General features: G+C 75.4%; 17 protein-coding genes. 12 read left to right on the plus strand and 5 right to left on the minus strand.

Annotated features, from left to right (window positions below; all coding sequences use genetic code 11):
* Positions 1 to 2: 2 nt before the first annotated feature.
* Genes IF651_RS10505 through ccsB form a run of 3 tightly spaced genes read left to right on the plus strand, consistent with a single transcriptional unit; the run spans position 3 to position 3,759 of the window.
* On the plus strand, positions 3 to 872 hold the full coding sequence (locus IF651_RS10505; protein WP_191829111.1) for a cytochrome c biogenesis CcdA family protein: 870 nt from the start codon (positions 3 to 5) through the stop codon (positions 870 to 872).
* On the plus strand, positions 872 to 2,755 hold the full coding sequence (gene resB / locus IF651_RS10510; RefSeq protein ID WP_191829060.1) for a cytochrome c biogenesis protein ResB: 1,884 nt from the start codon (positions 872 to 874) through the stop codon (positions 2,753 to 2,755). Before IF651_RS10505 ends, resB begins: the two co-directional genes overlap by 1 nt.
* Positions 2,752 to 3,759, plus strand: a complete 1,008-nt coding sequence (gene ccsB, locus IF651_RS10515) for a c-type cytochrome biogenesis protein CcsB (protein WP_191829061.1) — start codon at positions 2,752 to 2,754, stop codon at positions 3,757 to 3,759. The genes resB and ccsB overlap by 4 nt, the downstream gene beginning before the upstream one ends.
* Positions 3,760 to 3,806: 47 nt before the next feature.
* Here the strand turns inward: ccsB and IF651_RS10520 are convergent, their stop codons facing one another.
* Positions 3,807 to 4,334, minus strand: a complete 528-nt coding sequence (locus IF651_RS10520) for a PLD nuclease N-terminal domain-containing protein (protein ID WP_191829062.1) — start codon at positions 4,332 to 4,334, stop codon at positions 3,807 to 3,809.
* A gap of 31 nt (positions 4,335 to 4,365) precedes the next feature.
* Here IF651_RS10520 and IF651_RS10525 point away from each other — a divergent pair, with 31 nt between their 5' ends.
* Complete coding sequence (locus tag IF651_RS10525) at positions 4,366 to 4,764, plus strand: DUF4229 domain-containing protein (protein ID WP_191829063.1); 399 nt, start codon at positions 4,366 to 4,368, stop codon at positions 4,762 to 4,764.
* Here the strand turns inward: IF651_RS10525 and IF651_RS10530 are convergent.
* Both IF651_RS10530 and IF651_RS10535 read right to left on the minus strand, forming a co-directional pair.
* Positions 4,684 to 5,553, minus strand: a complete 870-nt coding sequence (locus IF651_RS10530) for a 1,4-dihydroxy-2-naphthoate polyprenyltransferase (RefSeq protein WP_191829064.1) — start codon at positions 5,551 to 5,553, stop codon at positions 4,684 to 4,686. The two genes, IF651_RS10525 and IF651_RS10530, sit on opposite strands and share 81 nt — an antisense overlap.
* 35 nt (positions 5,554 to 5,588) lie before the next feature.
* A complete protein-coding gene (locus IF651_RS10535) occupies positions 5,589 to 6,776 on the minus strand; it encodes an AMP-binding enzyme (RefSeq protein WP_191829065.1) in 1,188 nt (395 codons plus the stop codon).
* 76 nt (positions 6,777 to 6,852) lie between these two features.
* Between IF651_RS10535 and IF651_RS10540 the strand changes: the two genes are divergently transcribed.
* Positions 6,853 to 7,950 carry a DUF3048 domain-containing protein gene (locus IF651_RS10540; protein ID WP_191829066.1) on the plus strand — a complete coding sequence of 366 codons (1,098 nt, stop codon included), beginning with the start codon at positions 6,853 to 6,855 and terminating at the stop codon, positions 7,948 to 7,950.
* Positions 7,951 to 8,112: 162 nt separating this feature from the next.
* Complete coding sequence (locus IF651_RS10545; RefSeq protein ID WP_191829067.1) at positions 8,113 to 8,313, plus strand: hypothetical protein; 201 nt, start codon at positions 8,113 to 8,115, stop codon at positions 8,311 to 8,313.
* Between the two features lie 48 nt (positions 8,314 to 8,361).
* Here the strand turns inward: IF651_RS10545 and IF651_RS10550 are convergent, their stop codons facing one another.
* Positions 8,362 to 9,360 (minus strand): 1,4-dihydroxy-2-naphthoyl-CoA synthase, encoded by a 999-nt coding sequence (locus IF651_RS10550; RefSeq protein ID WP_191829068.1) that lies wholly within the window; start codon positions 9,358 to 9,360, stop codon positions 8,362 to 8,364.
* A gap of 109 nt (positions 9,361 to 9,469) precedes the next feature.
* Here IF651_RS10550 and IF651_RS10555 point away from each other — a divergent pair, with 109 nt between their 5' ends.
* The 6 genes from IF651_RS10555 (at position 9,470) to IF651_RS10580 (ending at position 15,846) form a co-directional block, all read left to right on the plus strand.
* Positions 9,470 to 9,799, plus strand: a complete 330-nt coding sequence (locus tag IF651_RS10555) for a DMT family transporter (RefSeq protein WP_191829069.1) — start codon at positions 9,470 to 9,472, stop codon at positions 9,797 to 9,799.
* Positions 9,799 to 10,461, plus strand: coding sequence for a TetR/AcrR family transcriptional regulator (locus tag IF651_RS10560; protein WP_191829070.1), 663 nt, complete (start codon positions 9,799 to 9,801; stop codon positions 10,459 to 10,461). The genes IF651_RS10555 and IF651_RS10560 overlap by 1 nt, the downstream gene beginning before the upstream one ends.
* A gap of 9 nt (positions 10,462 to 10,470) precedes the next feature.
* Positions 10,471 to 11,481 carry an o-succinylbenzoate synthase gene (locus IF651_RS10565; protein ID WP_191829071.1) on the plus strand — a complete coding sequence of 337 codons (1,011 nt, stop codon included), beginning with the start codon at positions 10,471 to 10,473 and terminating at the stop codon, positions 11,479 to 11,481.
* A complete protein-coding gene (gene menD, locus IF651_RS10570) occupies positions 11,478 to 13,292 on the plus strand; it encodes a 2-succinyl-5-enolpyruvyl-6-hydroxy-3-cyclohexene-1-carboxylic-acid synthase (RefSeq protein WP_191829072.1) in 1,815 nt (604 codons plus the stop codon). Before IF651_RS10565 ends, menD begins: the two co-directional genes overlap by 4 nt.
* Positions 13,293 to 13,412: 120 nt before the next feature.
* Complete coding sequence (locus IF651_RS10575; protein WP_191829073.1) at positions 13,413 to 14,975, plus strand: S1C family serine protease; 1,563 nt, start codon at positions 13,413 to 13,415, stop codon at positions 14,973 to 14,975.
* A 190-nt stretch (positions 14,976 to 15,165) separates the two neighbouring features.
* Complete coding sequence (locus tag IF651_RS10580; protein WP_191829074.1) at positions 15,166 to 15,846, plus strand: HAD-IA family hydrolase; 681 nt, start codon at positions 15,166 to 15,168, stop codon at positions 15,844 to 15,846.
* Here the strand turns inward: IF651_RS10580 and IF651_RS10585 are convergent.
* Positions 15,843 to 16,340: a GNAT family N-acetyltransferase gene (locus IF651_RS10585; protein WP_191829075.1), complete on the minus strand. Its 498-nt coding sequence runs from the start codon at positions 16,338 to 16,340 to the stop codon at positions 15,843 to 15,845. The two genes, IF651_RS10580 and IF651_RS10585, sit on opposite strands and share 4 nt — an antisense overlap.
* Between the last annotated feature and the right edge of the window lie 46 nt (positions 16,341 to 16,386).

A 16,386-nucleotide genomic window follows, 5' to 3' on the forward strand; every position in this document is an offset into this window, starting at 1 on the left:
CGATGCTGTCCGCCTCCTCGCTCGCGACGCTCGCGACGGCCGTCCCCGCGGCGAGCGGCGTCGGTGAGACGTTCGCGACCACCGTGTTCAGCGGGTCGATGCTGCTCGCCGTCCCGGTGGCGCTCCTCGCCGGCCTCGTGTCGTTCGCGTCGCCGTGCGTGCTCCCGCTCGTGCCCGGCTACATCGGGTACGTGAGCGGCATGGCCGCGGCGACCGCGGGCGACGCCCGCAGGTCGGTGCCGTCGGACGGGTCTGCCCGCACCCCGGGCACCGTGGTCGCGGCGCCCGTGCCGGACCGGCGGCGCGTGCTCGCCGGCGTCGGGCTGTTCGTCGCGGGGTTCACCGTCGTGTTCGTCGCGATGTCGGTCGCGGTGGGCGCCGTCGGGTCCTCGCTGGTGCGCTGGGAGGACGTCGTCTCCCGCGTGCTGGGTGTCGTCGTGATCCTCATGGGCCTCGCGTTCATGGGCGCGGTGCCGTTCCTGCAGCGCGAGCGGCGTCTGCACCTGAGCCCGCGTGCGGGCCTGTGGGGCGCGCCGCTGCTCGGGTTCGTGTTCGGCCTGGGCTGGACGCCGTGCCTCGGGCCGACGCTCGTCGCCGTCCAGGCGCTGTCGCTCACCGAGGCGTCGGCCGGGCGCGGCGCCGTCCTCGGCGTCGCCTACTGCCTGGGTCTCGGCATCCCGTTCCTGCTCATCGCGCTCGGCCTGCAGAGCTCGCAGCGGATGCTCGGGTTCCTGCGTCGCCACCGGCTCGCCGTGATGCGCACGGGCGGCGTGCTGCTCGTCGTCATCGGCACCGCCCTCGTGACCGGGCTGTGGGGCACGTGGACGACGGCGCTGCAGGGCTGGATCGGCGGATTCGTGACGGTGGTGTGATGCGGGACGAGACGACGGAAGGACCGGCGACGGGACCGACGGCAGGACAGGCGAGCGGTTCGGCGAGCACCGAGGACCCGCGATACCGCCCCGAGGGCATCCACGACGCGTTCGTCGAGGGGTCGACCGGCCGCCCGGGCGAGCGGCCGGGTCCCGCGCCGACGGTGCCCGCCCTCGGCTGGAAGGGCACGCTGCGGTGGACGTGGCGCCAGCTCACCAGCATGCGCGTCGCGCTCATGCTGCTCATGCTGCTGGCGGTCGCGGCCGTCCCGGGGTCCGTGCTGCCGCAGCGTCCGCAGGACCCGGCCGCGGTGCTGCGCTACCTCCAGGACCACCCGACCGCGGGGGAGTGGCTCGACCGGCTCGGGTTCTTCGACGTCTACTCCTCGGTCTGGTTCTCGGCGATCTACCTCCTGCTGTTCGTCTCGCTCGTGGGCTGCATCCTGCCGCGGACCCACGCGCACCTGCAGGCGCTGGGCGCTCGCCCGCCCCGCACACCGCGCCGCTTCGAACGGTTCGGGGTGCACGCGCGCGTCGTCACCGACGCCGCACCGGACGCCGTGGTCGAGGCCGCGGCGCACCACCTGCGTGGGCGCGTGCGGTGGTTGCCGACGTTCCGCGTCGAGACACGCGTGGAGGAACCGCTCGCGGCGCGCGGGAGCACGCCGGCGCGGCCCGCCGCCCGGACGGTCGCGGCCGAGCGCGGCTACCTGCGCGAGACCGGGAACCTCGTGTTCCACCTGTCGCTCGTCGGCCTGCTCATCGCGGTCGCCCTCGGCCAGCTCCTGCACTACCGCGGCCAGGCGATCGTCACCGAGGGGCGCGGGTTCGCCAACGCCGTCGTGGACTACGACACGTTCGAGAACGGGGCCTGGTTCCGCCCTTCGTCGCTCGTCCCGTTCTCCATGACGCTGGACTCGTTCGAGGCCGAGTTCTCCCAGGACGCGCTCGCGTTCGCGCAGTCGCGCGACTTCACGGCGCACGTCACGGTCCGCGACCCGGGCGGCGACTCGCACCCCGAGACCATCAAGGTCAACCACCCCCTCACCGCGGGCGGCGCGAAGATCTACCTCCAGGGCAACGGGTACGCGCCCGAGGTCACGGTGCGCGACGCCGACGGCGAGGTCGCGTTCAGCGGCCGCGTGCCGTTCCTGCCGGAGGACACGATGTACACGTCGCAGGGCGTTATCAAGGTCCCCGACGTCTCGCCGGGGCTCGACCAGATCGGCCTGGTCGGGTCGCTCCTGCCCACGGCCGAGCTCAGCGAGGACGGGACGACCGCGCGCTCGGTGTACCCGCAGCCGCTCAACCCGCTGCTCGTGCTCGAGGTGTACAGCGGCGACCTGGGGCTCGACGAGGGGCTGCCGCAGAACGTGTACCGACTGGACACCGAGGACCTCGACGCGGCCGTGGACGACGCCGGCGAGCGGGTCAAGCTCCTCGTCGCACCGGGCGAGACCGTCGACCTGCCGGACGGGACGGGGACCATCACGTTCGAGTCCCTGCCGCGCTACGTCGCGCTCGACCTGCGCCACGACCCGTCCCTGACCTGGGTGCTCGTGTTCGCGCTCGGTGCGCTCGGCGGGCTCGCGGTCTCCTTGTTCACGCCGCGCCGTCGGGTGTGGGTGCGGACGTGGCGCGAGGACGACGGCACGGGGCCCGAGACGAGGCCCACGGCCGCGGACGACGGGGGCGACCGGTCGAGCCCGGCCGGGCGGACCGTCGTCGAGGTCGCGGGCCTCGCCCGCGGTGACGACGCCGGGCTGCAGGGCCAGGTCGACTCGCTTCTCGCCGCGCTGCCCGGCGTGGCACCATCGACTGAGGGTGACCTCACCCACCAGACCTCGCCCGGCGAGCCGGGTCGACGAAAGGCTGACCGATGACCGTGGCGGAGCTGAGCCAGGACCTCGTGTGGGCGGCGGCGACCGCGCTCACCGTGGCTCTCGTGGCGTTCGCGATCGACCTCTCCCGACTGACGAAGCAGCACGACGACCGCGAGGCGGAGCTGGCGTCCCGCGAACGGACCGGGGCGCTCACCGCGGCGGTGGGGACGTCGTCGGGGGCCGCGTACGGGCCGGACGCCGCTGGGGCCGGAGCGACGACCGAGGCGCCCGTCTCGCGCAAGGCCGCGAACATCGGCATCTCGCTGACGTGGCTCGGTGCGGGGCTGCTGCTGATCGCGATCGTCACGCGTGGCATCGCGGCCGGTCGCACGCCGTGGGCCAACATGTACGAGTTCACGCTCGTGGGCAGCTTCGTGGCGCTCGCGGTCTTCCTCGGGGTGTCCACGCGTCGCGACGTGCGGTTCCTCGGCTCGTTCGTCACGGGCCTGGCCACGCTGTTCCTCGTGCTCGCCCAGAACGTGTTCTTCATCGCGGCGACCGGCGTGCAGCCCGCGCTGCAGTCGTACTGGCTCGTCCTCCACGTGGGCGTGGCCATCACGGCGACCGGGATCTTCACCGTCGCGTTCGTCACGTCCGTGCTGCAGCTCCTGCGCGACTCGCGCGAGGCTGGCAGCGCCGTCCTCGGTGCGCGTGGCTGGCGGTGGCTCGACTCGACGCCCACGCCCACACAGCTCGAGGCACTGAGCTTTCGTCTCAACTCGGTCGCGTTCGTGCTGTGGACGTTCACGCTCATCGGCGGCGCGATCTGGGCCGAGCACGCGTGGGGCCGCTACTGGGGCTGGGACCCCAAGGAGGTCTGGAGCTTCGTCGTGTGGATCGTGTACGCGGCGTACCTGCACGCGCGCACGACGCGTGGGTGGTCCGGACGTCGTGCGGCGTACTTCGTCGTCGTCGGCTACGCGTGCGTGCTGTTCAACTTCACCGGAGTGAACCTGATCTTCAACGGCAAGCACTCGTACTCAGGCCTGGACTCGACCACCTGACCCCGTAGCTCGACCACCTGACCCCGTCGGGGGACGGGCGGGGCGGGTCAGCGCTTGCCGGGCTCGTCGCGGCCCGCCGTCGGGCCGCTCCCGCTGTCGCTCGGGTCGGAGTCGCCCGGGCCGGAGTCGTCCGGCCCGGCGTCGGCCTGCGAGTCGACGTCCGACGGCGGCGCGCCGTCGGTCCCCTCGCCGGGTCTGGCGGACGGGCCAGAGGTCGGGGGCACGTCGGTTCCGGGGGCGGGGTCCGTCTCGCGGTCCTGGCGGCGTCGCTGCTGCTCGAGCCGCCAGAGGAAGTCCGGGTCGTCGTCGGGCGCGACCGGGCCCCGACGACGTCGTGCCGGTCCGGTGCCTGCCGGGCCGCCGGCTCGCCCGACGCCCGTGCCACCCGGACCGCGCGACGCGGCGCGACCCACGAGGATCCACGCGACGGGACCGAGGTACGGCAGCAGGACGATGAGGACGACCCACAGCCACTTCGGGATGCCGCCGCGGCGCCGCTCGTCGCTGGAGGCCAGGTCGACGAGGGCGTAGACCGCCAGACCGACGGCGAGGAGGACGAGCAGCACGCGGAACATGCCTCCAGCCTAAGCGCCGTACCCTGGAGCAGTGCCTCTCGTCGTCTACTCGGTCCTGCGCCTGCTGCTCTTCGCTGCCGCCCTCGGCGTGCTGTGGATGCTCCAGATGCGCGGCTGGCTGCTCGTCCTGGTGGCTGCGGCGATCGCCTTCATGGTGTCGTATCTCGCACTGCGCGGGCCCCGTGAGGCCGCCGCGGTCTACCTCGCCGAGCGTGCGGAGCACTCCCGGCGCACCGGCGAACGCTTCTCGCGCGAGATCGAGGACGACGCAGCCCTCGAGGACGCCGCCGTCGACGCCGCGCGCGCTGACGAGACCGGCAGCGAACGGGACGTCGTCACGCCGGAGAGGTCAGAGCGCGAGCCCGACCCCGAGCAGGACGCCGTACGCGAGCTCGAAGAACCCCGTCCCCGCCAGGACCGGAACCAGTAGCGGACCGCGGGCCCCCGCGATCACCGGCAGGGTCAGCAGCACCGCCGGGAGCAGGAGGACGAGGACGAAGATCGTCCACCCCGACGCGAACGCGCAGACCACGGCGAGCGCGAGCGGTACCCAGATCATCAGGACGTACACACGGCGTGCGCGCCAGTCGCCGAGCCGCACCGCGAGGGTGCGCTTGCCGGCCACCACGTCCGTCGGGATGTCCCGGATGTTGTTGACCATGAGGATCGCGCACGCGAGCAGCCCGACGGCGACCGCACCTACGAGCGAGGGCCACGTCACGACGTCGGCCTGCGTGTAGGTGGTCCCGACGGTGGCGACGAGCCCGAAGAACACGAACACGCCGACCTCGCCGAGCCCGCGGTACCCGTACGGGTTGCGGCCCCCCGTGTAGTACCAGGCGGCGACGATCGCGAGCGCGCCCACCGCGAGCAGCCACCAGTGCCCCGAGACCGCGCACAGCACGAGCCCGAGCAGCGCCGCGACGCCGAACGACGCGAACGCGGCGTCGCGCACCGCGCGGGGTGCGGCCGCACCGGTCGCCGTGAGCCGCGTCGGCCCGACGCGGTCGAGATCGGTCCCGCGGATGCCGTCGGAGTAGTCGTTCGCGTAGTTCACCCCGACCTGCAGGGCGAGCGCGACGCCCAGCGCGAGCAGCGCGGGCCAGAGCGCGAACCCGTCGACCTGTGCCGCCGCCCCCGACCCGACGATGACCGGGGTCGCGGCTGCGGGCAGGGTGCGCGGTCGCGCGCCGGCGACCCACTCGGTCCTCGTGGCCATGGTTCTCCGGGTGCTCCGTCCTGCCGTCCGGCGGGTCAGTCCTGGTGCTCGACGGCGACGCGTGCCACCGCGGCGCGATCCACCTTGCCGGGGCCGCGTCGCGGGAGGTCGGCCACCACGAGCACGCGGCGTGGTGCCGCCGCGCGCCCCAGCCTATCCGCGACGTGGGCGCGGACCCGCGCGGTGAGGCCCTCCGCGTCCGTGCCCTCGCGACAGCCCGGGTCCGCGAGCGTGACGACCGCGACGACCGCCCGTCCCCACTCCGGGTCCGGGACGCCGACGACGCACACCTCGCCGATCGGGTCGAGCTCGGCGACCGCTCCCTCGACCGCGGCGGGAGCGACGTTCACCCCGCCCGTCACGATCACGTCGTCGGCCCGGCCCTGCACGCTCAGGACGCCGTCCACGAGGGTGGCGACGTCGCTGGTGCGGAACCAGCGCGTGCCGTCGGCCTGGGTGCGGAACGCCCGGGCGGTGGCGTCCGGGTCGCCCGCGTACCCCGACGCGAGGACGGGGCCCGCGATCTCCACCGTGGCGGGTCCTTCCCCGGTGGTTCCCCGGGCGAGCCGCACGCGCACGCCGTCGAGCGGCACGCCGTCGTACACGCAGCCCCCGCACGTCTCGGTCATGCCGTACGTGACGACGACCCGGACGTCCTCCTCCCGGGCGCGGCGCAGCAGGGCGGGGGGCGCGGCGGCGCCCCCGACGAGGACCGCGTCGAGCTCCCGCAGCGCGTCGAGCGCCCGGCGTCCCGCGGCATCCCCCGCCCCGGACGCGGCGACCAGCCGGTGCAGCTGCGTGGGCACGAGCGAGACGTAGCGACGCACGCCGGCCGGGCTGCGTGCGACGAGCGCGGCGAAGGACTCCGGCGTGAACTGCTCCGCGGACCGGTCCGCCGTCAGCCCGAGGCCCGCAGCGTGCGCGCGGGCGACGACCTGTACCCCGGCGACGTGCGTCGGCGGCAGCGTGAGGATCCAGTGGCCCGGGCCACCGAGCCGCGCGTGCGTCGCCGCGCCGGACGCCCGCAGCGCCTCCGCGCCGAGGGCGACCTCCCGGGACGCCCCCGTCGAACCGGACGTGCCCAGGACGAGCGCGGTGCCGGCGGGCAGCTCGCGTCCTGGACGCAGCGGGGCCGTCGCGACGGGCGGGCCGCAGCCGTCGAGCGCCGCGCCCACCGCGGCCACCAGTGCGTCGAGATCGGCGGGGACGACGGCGCGGGTCACCCGGTCAGCCTAGGTCGCGGCGTACCGTGTCGCCGCAAGGGGACGCGTACGGGCGAGCGGGGCCACGGGAGGATCGATGACGGTGCGGGACACGACGGCCTGCTCGGGCGTGCCGGGGGCCCGGGCGCGACGGCTGCTCCCGGCGCTCGCGGCCGCGGTGCTGCTCGCGTGCGCGGCGTGCGGCGGGGGCGGTCCCGCGGCGACCGTGACCGCGACGGTGGACCCCGACACCGGCGTCGACAAGGGCGCCGCGCCGGATCCCGACCTGCCGCTCGTGTGGCCGCTCACGGGCGTCCGTGCCGACGAGGTCGCGCAGCGGCCCGCGCTCGCCGTCAAGATCGAGAACGCCCCGCAGGCACGCCCGCAGACCGGCCTGGAGCAGGCCGACGTCGTGTGGGAGGAGGTCGTCGAGGGCGGCATCACCCGGTTCCTGGCGGTCTACCACTCGCAGGAGCCTGCGCTCGTCGGGCCGGTGCGGTCCGTGCGACCGACGGACCCGCAGCTCGTGGCGCCCCTGCACGGCGTGCTCGCCTACACGGGCGGCCAGGCGCCGTTCATCACCGAGGTCGGCGCCGCGGGCGTCCAGTCGGTGATCATGGACGCGGGGGACGGCGGCTTCGAGAAGACGCCTCGACGGCGCGCGCCGCACAACGTCTACGGCCGACTCGCCGACTTCTGGGCCCAGGCCGACGACGACCGGACGTCGCCTCCGCCGGCCCCGCTCGTGTTCGCGCGCGAGCCCGGCCGGGGGACGGCGACGACGACCGGTGCGGACGCTCCGGCCCTGGTGGCCGCGCTCACGTTCGCGAGCACGGCGCGGTGGGACTGGAGCGGCGAGGAGGGCGCGTACCTGCGCAGCGAGGGGGACACGCCCGCGGTGTCCGCCGACGGCGTGCGGCTCGGTGCCGAGAACGTGGTGCTCGTCCGCGTGCCCATGGTGAACACGTCCTTCAAGGACCCCGCGGGAGTGCCGGTGCCGGAGACGCGCGTGGTGGGGTCGGGCGACGGCGTGCTCGCGAGCGGCGGCAAGCAGGTCGCCGTGACGTGGGCCAAGGACGACGTCGACGCGCCCCTCGTGCTCACCGGCCCGGACGACGAGCCGGTCGCGCTCGAGCCGGGGCGGACGTGGATCGAGCTCGTGCCCGAGGACTCGGGGAGCTGGGACGTCGGCTGACCGGTCCGGCGGCTCGCCGCACGGGTCGGTGTCCGGAGACCTGCCTCATCCCTGCGGGGTAGCCCGTGCGGACCGCGGTCCTCCCGCGGGCTGAGCCACGCGGCGTCGGGCATGGTCGCAGGGACGACGCGCCCGCGGTGCGCCGCGGGAGACCGTGGAGGCATGGCGAACTCGACCCCCGCACCCACGCACCACTCCTCCGGCGACCCTCTCGAGCACCCCCGGCGCGACGACGGGCCGGGCGTCGCCCGGTCGGCGGTCCCCGTCGTGGTGTCGGTCGTCATGCTCTTCGGCCTCGCCGTGGCAGCGGCGTTCGCAGGCCGCGGCCTGCTCGACATGCTCGCCACCCTCATGACCCCGTGACCTGCCAGCACCCCACGCTTCCCAGGGACCGTGGGGTGCTGACAGCCGTCAGAACGCGTAGCCGAAGCCGGTCCAGTCCGGGGCGCGTCGCTCCAGGAACGCGTCGCGGCCCTCGACGGCCTCGTCCGTCAGGTAGGCGAGCCGCGTGGCCTCGCCCGCGAACACCTGCTGGCCCATCAGGCCGTCGTCGGCGAGGTTGAACGCGAACTTGAGCATGCGGATCGCCTGCGGCGACTTCCCGGCGATGGTCCGCGCGTACTCGATCGCGACGGCTTCGAGGTCGTCGTGCTCGGCGACCTCGTTCACCGCGCCCCAGCGCTGCGCGTCGTCCGCCGAGTACTCGCGCGCGAGGAAGAAGATCTCCCGGGCGCGCTTCTGACCGACCTGGCGCGCGAGGTACGCGGAGCCGTAGCCCCCGTCGAAGGACCCGACGTCGGCGTCGGTCTGCTTGAAGCGCCCGTGCTCGCGGCACGCGATCGACAGGTCCGCCACGACGTGCAGCGAGTGCCCGCCGCCCGCGGCCCAGCCGTCCACGACGGCGATCACGACCTTGGGCATCGTCCGGATCAGCCGCTGCACCTCCAGGACGTGCAGGCGTCCCGCGCGTCCCGGGTCCACCGCGTCCCGTGTCTCCTCGCTGCCGCCCCCGTCGGGCGCGGTCGTGTACTGGTAGCCCGACCGGCCGCGGATGCGCTGGTCCCCGCCCGAGCAGAACGCCCAGCCGCCGTCCTTGGGCGACGGGCCGTTCCCGGTGAGCAGGACGGTGCCGACGTCGGACGTCATGCGCGCGTGGTCGAGCACGCGGAAGAGCTCGTCGACGGTGTGAGGGCGGAACGCGTTGCGCACCTCGGGCCGGTCGAACGCGACCCGGACCACGGGCAGGTCGCGCACGACGGCACCGCTCGCGTCGCGCGCGACGCCGCGGTGGTAGGTCACGTCGGTGAGGTCCTCGAACCCGACGACGGCACGCCAGGCGCGCGCGTCGAACGTCTCGGAGACCGGGTGGGGAAGAGGGGCCGCTGCAGGCTCGGTGCCGGGGTTGCTCACGTCGTCACGGTAGTCCGTGCGCCGTCGCCACGAGGAGTGGTACAGTAGTACCAGTTATAGCGCGCGACGGCGGACCTGCCACCCGGCGCGTCGATCGTGGAGCACCCCCATGGCACTCGCGTGGATCGTCCTCGTCCTGTCCGGCATGCTCGAGTCCGGCTGGGCGCTGAGCCTCAAGGCCTCGGAGGGCCTGACCAGGCTCTGGCCCAGCGTCTCGTTCGTCGTCCTGCTCGTCCTCAGCATGGTCGGGCTGAGCTACGCCCTCAAGACGCTGCCCGTCGGCGTCGCCTACGGTGTGTGGGTGGGGATCGGGGCGTCCTTGACCGCGGTCCTCGCGGTCGTGCTGTTCGGCGAGGCCGTCTCCGTCCTCAAGGTGATCTCCCTCGTGCTCATCGTCGCGGGGGTCGTCGGTCTCAATCTCTCCGGTGGGGGGCACTGATGGTTCGGACGGCGACGGCCCACGACGACGCGGCGGTCGATCGTCAGGCCCCGCGCCGGCAGGCGCGCGGCAACGCCCGACGCGACCTGATCGTCCGCGCGGCCGCCGACCTCATCATGCAGGCGGGGCCGGGGGCGGTCACGCACCGCGCCGTCGCGTCCCGGGCAGCAGTGCCGCTCGCCGCCACGACGTACTACTTCACCGGTCTCGACGACCTCATCGGCGCCGCCGGGAAGGTCGTCGTCGCCGGTTGGGCCGCGCACGCGCGCGACGCCTCCGCGCGGGCCGCGCGGCACGGAGCCGCGAGCGGCGACGGCGCCACGTCCGCCGAGACGCTCGTCGACGCCGTCCTGCCGCCCGGCGGCGACCCGGAGGTGCGCGGCTTCTACGAGCACCTCGTCGGCGCCGGCCGGCACCCGTCGCTCGCGCACGCGTACGCGGACGGCCGCGACCAGCTCGACGCGGCGATCTCCGACGTTCTCGCGACCCTGGGAGAGCAGCGCACGAGTCCCGCGCTGCTGGTCGCCTTGGTCGACGGCGCGGCGGTCAGTGCGCTGGCCGAGGGGCGCGACGTGCGCGCGCTGGCCGCGTCGCTCGTGGCGGAGCTGCTCGACGGCCGGACCCAGGGTGCCGTCGAGCCGCGGCCGGGAGCGGTGACCTAACCTGGAGGCGTGCCAGACCCCCGTGCGACCGTCGTCTACCGCACCGCGTTGACCACCCGGTTCCGTGGCCTCGACTCCCGCGACGGCGTCCTGGTGCGCGGCGACGCCGGCTGGGGCGAGTTCTCGCCGTTCTGGGACTACGACGACGCGGAGTGCGTCCCGTGGCTGCGCGCGGCCCGCGAGGGGGCCGACGACGGCTGGCCGACGCCCGTGCGCGACCACGTGCCCGTGAACGTCACCGTGCCCGCCGTCGGCCCCGACCGCGCCCGCGAGATCGTCGCGGGGTCCCGCGGGTGCCGCACGGCCAAGGTGAAGGTCGCCCAGCGCGGCTCCGGTGGCGACCTCGAACCGCTCTCCGCGGAGATCGCCCGGCTCGAGGCGGTCCGTGACGCGCTCGGGTCCGGCGGACGGGTCCGCGTCGACGCCAACGGTGCGTGGGACGTCGACGAGGCCCTGCGCCGTCTGCCCCACCTCGACCGGGCCGCGGGCGGCCTCGAGTACGTCGAGCAGCCGTGCGCCGACGTCGCGGGGCTCGCGGCGGTCCGGCGCGGGCAGCGCGGCGACGCGGCCGTCCCGGTCGCCGCCGACGAGTCGATCCGGCGTGCCGAGGACCCGCTCGCGGTCGTGCGCGCGGACGGCGCGGACGTCGTCGTGCTGAAGGTCCAGCCCCTCGGTGGCGTGCGCGCGTGCCTCGAGCTCGCCGAGCTGGTCGGTCTGCCCGTCGTCGTGTCGTCCGCCCTGGAGTCGTCGGTGGGCATCGCGGCGGGCGTCGCGCTGGCTGCGGCGCTGCCCGAGCTGCCGTACGCGTGCGGGCTGGCGACCGTGCAGCTCTTCGCCGACGACGTGACCGACCACCCGCTGCTCCCCGTGGACGGGGCGCTCCCGGTCCGGGCGGCGGAGCCGACGCGGGCCGCGCTCGGCGCGACCGCCGCGGACCCCGCGACCGAGGACCGGTGGCGCGACCGCCTCGCTCGCGTCGCGGCCCGTGCCGGCCGTCCGACCGTGGGGCCTGCGCGGTGAGCGCGCCGGACGTGCCGCCCTCGGTCCGGGCGGCGCGCGCGCTCGTCGCGTCGCTCGTCGCGCACGGCGTGCGCGACGTCGTGCTCGCCCCGGGGTCGCGGTCCGCGCCGCTCGCCTACGCGGTCGCCGCGGCGGCCGACGCCGGCCTCCTGCGCCTGCACGTGCGCGTCGACGAGCGCACGGCGGGGTTCCTCGCGCTCGGCCTCTCCCGCGGTGCGGACCGGGTCGAGCACCCGGGCGGGGTGACGCTCCCGCGTCCGGTCGCGCTCGTCACGACCTCGGGGACCGCGGTCGCGAACCTCCATCCCGCCGTCCTCGAGGCGCACCACACCGGCGTGCCCCTCGTCGTGCTCGCCGCCGACCGCCCGCACGAGCTGCGCGGGACCGGGGCCAACCAGACGACGGACCAGGTCTCGATGTTCGGCCCGGCGGTCCGGCTCGTCGCGGACGTCCCTGCCCCGGACGGCCGCGACGGGGAGGTCCGGGACCTGCTGGCGACGGCCGGTCGTGCGGTCGCGGCGGCCCTCGGCGTCCGTACCGGGAGCCCGGGTCCCGTCCACCTGAACCTCGCGTTCCGCGAGCCCCTCGTGCCGCCGGCAGACCTGGACCCTGCCGCGTCCGGGCTCCCGGAGGTGTACCCGGCCGGGTGGCGGCGGACCACCGTCGTGCCTGCCGTGACGTCGGCACCGGACCTGCCTCTCCCGCCCGCCCGGACGGTGGTCGTCGCCGGCGACGGCGCGGGTGCGGTCGCGCGCGAGCTCGCCGAGGCCCGCGGGTGGCCGTTGCTCGCCGAGCCGTCGTCCGGCGCGCGCAGCGGGCCGGCCTCCGTGATCGCGCCGTCGCTGGTGCTCGCGGCCGACGAGGTCGCCGCAGGCCTGGAGCACGTCGTGGTGGTCGGGCGTGCGACGCTCACCCGGCCGGTCCAGCAGCTCCTCGCCCGGCCGGACGTCGCCGTGACGGTCGTGAGCCCGGGGGGCGGGCCGTGGCCGGACGCGGCCCGCACCGCGGGGTCGGTCCTGCCGGGCGTCCCGGCGACGTGGCTCGCCACCCACAGCAGCGGGGGCACCGACGGCACCGGCGTCGACCGTCCCTGGCTCGAGCGGTGGCGAGCCGCGAGCGCGGCAGCCGCGCGCGTCGTCGGGCAGGTCCTGTCCGACGACGCCGCGCCCACCGGCCCGTCGGTGGCCCGCGCCGTGGCCGCGGCGTCCACGCCGCACGACGTGCTCGTGGTGGGGTCGTCGAACCCGGCGCGCGACCTCGACGTCGTGCTCGGCGTCGACGATCCCGTCGGCGGCGTCGACGCCCGGGTGCGGGTCGTCGCGAACCGTGGCCTCGCGGGGATCGACGGGACGGTCTCCACCGCGATCGGGGTCGCGCTCGCGGGGAGCGGTCGCCGGACGCGCGCGCTGGTGGGCGACCTGACGTTCCTGCACGACGTCGGCGGGCTGCTGCGCGGGCCGGGGGAGCCGTCCGTGGACCTCCAGGTGGTCGTCGTCAACGACGACGGCGGGTCGATCTTCGCCGGGCTCGAGCCCGGCGCGCTCGGCGAGGGCTCGGCGCCCGGTGCCGCGACGTTCGAGCGCGTCTTCGCCACGCCGCACGGGGCCGACCTCGCGCACCTCTGCGCGGGGTACGGCGTGGAGCACCGCCTCGTGCCCGACGTGGCGTCGTTGCGCGAGGCCCTCGCGTCCCCGTCCCGGGGGGTGCAGGTGCTCGAGGTCCGCGTCGCGCGCGACGCCCGGCGGCGCGACGGCGCAGCGCTCGCCGAACGTGTGGGGCACGCGGTGCGGGAGACGCTCGGGTCGCGCTGAGGTCGGTGCCGGACCCGCGTCCCGGCCGAGGGCGCCGGACTCGCAGCGAACTCCCAGGTAGGTTCAAGCCTCGTTCAAGGCCAGGGGTGTGAAGTAGTGGTCAGAACCGAGGAGGCCACCATGACCACGAACGCCGACCAGAACCCCCGCGAGACCGTCGCGTCGCCCGAGCACCCCACGCCGGAGCAGACGCAGCCGCTCGCCGTGCAGCAGCCCGAGCCGCTGCACCCTGCGCCGTCCTACGCGCCCGCCGCCGCGGCGTCGGACCCCTCGCGCGGCACGCAGAACGCCGCCGGGTACCCCTACGCGTACACCGGGGCGCCCCACGGCGGTGTCCCGGCCCCGCCCGCCCCGCCCGTGGCGGAGCCGACCCCGGACGGGTCCGGCAAGCGCCGCAAGGGCTGGGTGCCGGTGGTCAGCGCCGCCGCGATCGCGGCCGTCGTCGCGAGCGTCGGCACGGCCGGGCTCGTCGGCGCGTTCGGCCAGGACGTCGGCTCGACCTCGCTCGCCGACGTCGCCGCGCCCGAGCAGACCAGCGCAGCGCCCGTGTCGAGCTCGTCGTCGCAGAACCCCGACTGGGAGGCCGTGACGCAGGCCGTCGCACCGTCGGTCGTGGCGATCCAGGTCCAGACCGAGGCCGGTGGGGCCGAGGGCTCCGGCGTGATCGTGGACGACCAGGGCCACGTCGTGACGAACAACCACGTCGTCGGCGGCGCGACCGACGGGACGGTCCAGGTGTCGCTGAGCGACGGCCGGCTGTTCACGGCGAAGGTCGTCGGCACCGACCCCACGACCGACCTGGCCGTCGTCCAGATCCAGGACGCCCCGGACGACCTCGTGCCCGCGACGCTCGGCGACTCGGACGCCGTCACGGTCGGCGAGTCCGTGCTCGCGGTCGGCAACCCGCTCGGCCTCGCGAACTCGGCGACGACCGGCATCGTCTCCGCCGTCGACCGGCCGGTGTCCGCGTCGGGCGAGACCGGCGGCACGTCGGTCGTGACGAACGCGATCCAGATCGACGCGGCCGTCAACCCCGGCAACTCCGGCGGCCCGCTGTTCGACGCGCAGGGCCGTGTCATCGGCATCACCTCGTCGATCGCGACCCTGTCGAGCGGCGGCGGGCAGTCCGGCTCCATCGGTCTCGGGTTCGCCATCCCGGTGAACCTCGCCAAGGAGATCAGCCAGCAGCTCGTCGAGAACGGCACCGCGGAGCACGCGTTCCTCGGGGTGACGCTGTCCGACGCGACCGCGACGGCCGACGGCGTGACCCGTCGGGGCGCCCAGGTCGAGCAGGTGACGCAGGGTTCGCCGGCCGCCGAGGCAGGCATCCAGGCCGGTGACGTCATCGTCGCGATCGACGAGGCGTCCGTCGGCGGGGCCGAGTCGCTGACCGCGTTCGTGCGCGAGCGCACCGCCGGGCAGGAGTCGACCCTGACGGTCGTGCGAGACGGGTCCGCACAGGACCTGAAGGTCACCCTGGCGACGAAGCCCGCCGACGACACGACCGGTTCGCAGGGCTCGGACGGTTCGCAGGACGGCCAGGGGCAGCTCCCGGGTCAGCAGGGTCAGCAGGGCCAGCAGGGTGAGCAGGGCCAGGACGGTCAGCAGGGCGAGCAGACCGACCCGAGCGACCCCGGCAACGTGCCCGACCCGTTCGACTGGTTCTTCGGCGGGCAGGGCTGAGGCCCGACGGCGCGCGTTCCCCCGACGCGCGCCGTCCTCCCTCCGCGCAGGATGCGGAGGTCCGCGGCCGAGGCCGGTGGCTGTCGCCACCGGCCTCGACCTCTGTCGGGACGGGTCGGGTGGCGCGTGGGACGTGCGGGCCACACGATCGACCCATGAACCACGTCGGAAGCGAAACCCGGGGCCGGCCGTGACGGGCGCGGTGCTCTTCGACGTCGACGGCACCCTCGTCGACTCCAACTACGTCCAGGTGGACGCGTGGGTGCGGGCGTTCCGCGACGCCGGGGTCGAGGTCGACGCCTGGCACGTCCACCGGTCGCTGGGCCAGGCCGGCCCGCAGCTGATCGAGCGGGTCGCGCGCTCCCGGGGCCTCGAGCTCGACGACGCGGTCGCCGATCGGGTCGCGGACGCGCACTCGCGCCACTCCGCCGGGTCCGCGCACCTGCTGCGCGCGTTCGACGGCGCGGCCGACCTCGTCCGGGCGGTGCGCGAGCGGGGCGCGCGCGCCGTCCTGGCGACGTCGGCCTCCCCGGACACGCTCGGGCACCTGCGCGAGGTCCTCGACGTCGAGGAGCACCTGCACGCCGTGACGTCGGCCGACGACGTCGAGGTGTCCAAGCCGGAGCCCCAGCTGGTGCGGGTGGCGCTCGACGCCGCTGGCGTCGAGCCGTCCGACGCGGTGTTCGTCGGTGACTCGGTGTGGGACGCGCTCGCGGCCGGTCGGGCGGGGGTGCCGTGCGTGGCGGTCCTGAGCGGCGGCGTCGGGCGCCAGGAGCTGGTCGACGCGGGAGCGGTCGAGGTCTACGACGACGTCGCCGCGCTCCTCGCGGGCCTGGACGGCAGCGCCCTGGCCGCCGCCTGGGCGCGCTAGGCGGGCTGGTCGCGCGCCGCGAGCGCCTTGGTGAAGAACCCTGCCGTCTCGGTGTACCCCACCGAGGTGTAGAACTCGCGGGACATCCCGCTCGCGAGGCCCACGCGCGCCGCGCCGATCCCGGTCGCCCAGGTCTCGGCGTCGGCGAGGAGGGCGCGTCCGACGCCCCGTCGGCGCGCGTCGGGAGCGACGGCGATCTCCTCGATGCGGCACACGACGCCGTTGGACGCGAACGTCAGGTGCTGTGCCGCGAGCAGGTACCCGACCACGCGGTCGTCCAGCTCGGCGACCACGAGGCGGGTGTCCAGCGCGCGCAGCAGCGGTCCGAACGAGCGGTCGAAGGCGTCGCGCGCCGGGTCGTGCCGGGGGATCTCGTGGACGAGCTCCCACAGGGCGTCGCGGTCGGCGACGGTCGCGCGCCGCACCGTGGTGTCGGCTCCCGCGCGTGCGGTGACGCGGGTCGGGTCGGTGGTGTCGTGGCTGGTCGCGGGCATCTGCGCCAACCTAGCAAGTGGCGGGGGCGGCTGGGACGAGCTTCCG

The organism is Cellulosimicrobium arenosum, from assembly GCF_014837295.1.
Classification (GTDB): domain Bacteria; phylum Actinomycetota; class Actinomycetes; order Actinomycetales; family Cellulomonadaceae; genus Cellulosimicrobium; species Cellulosimicrobium arenosum.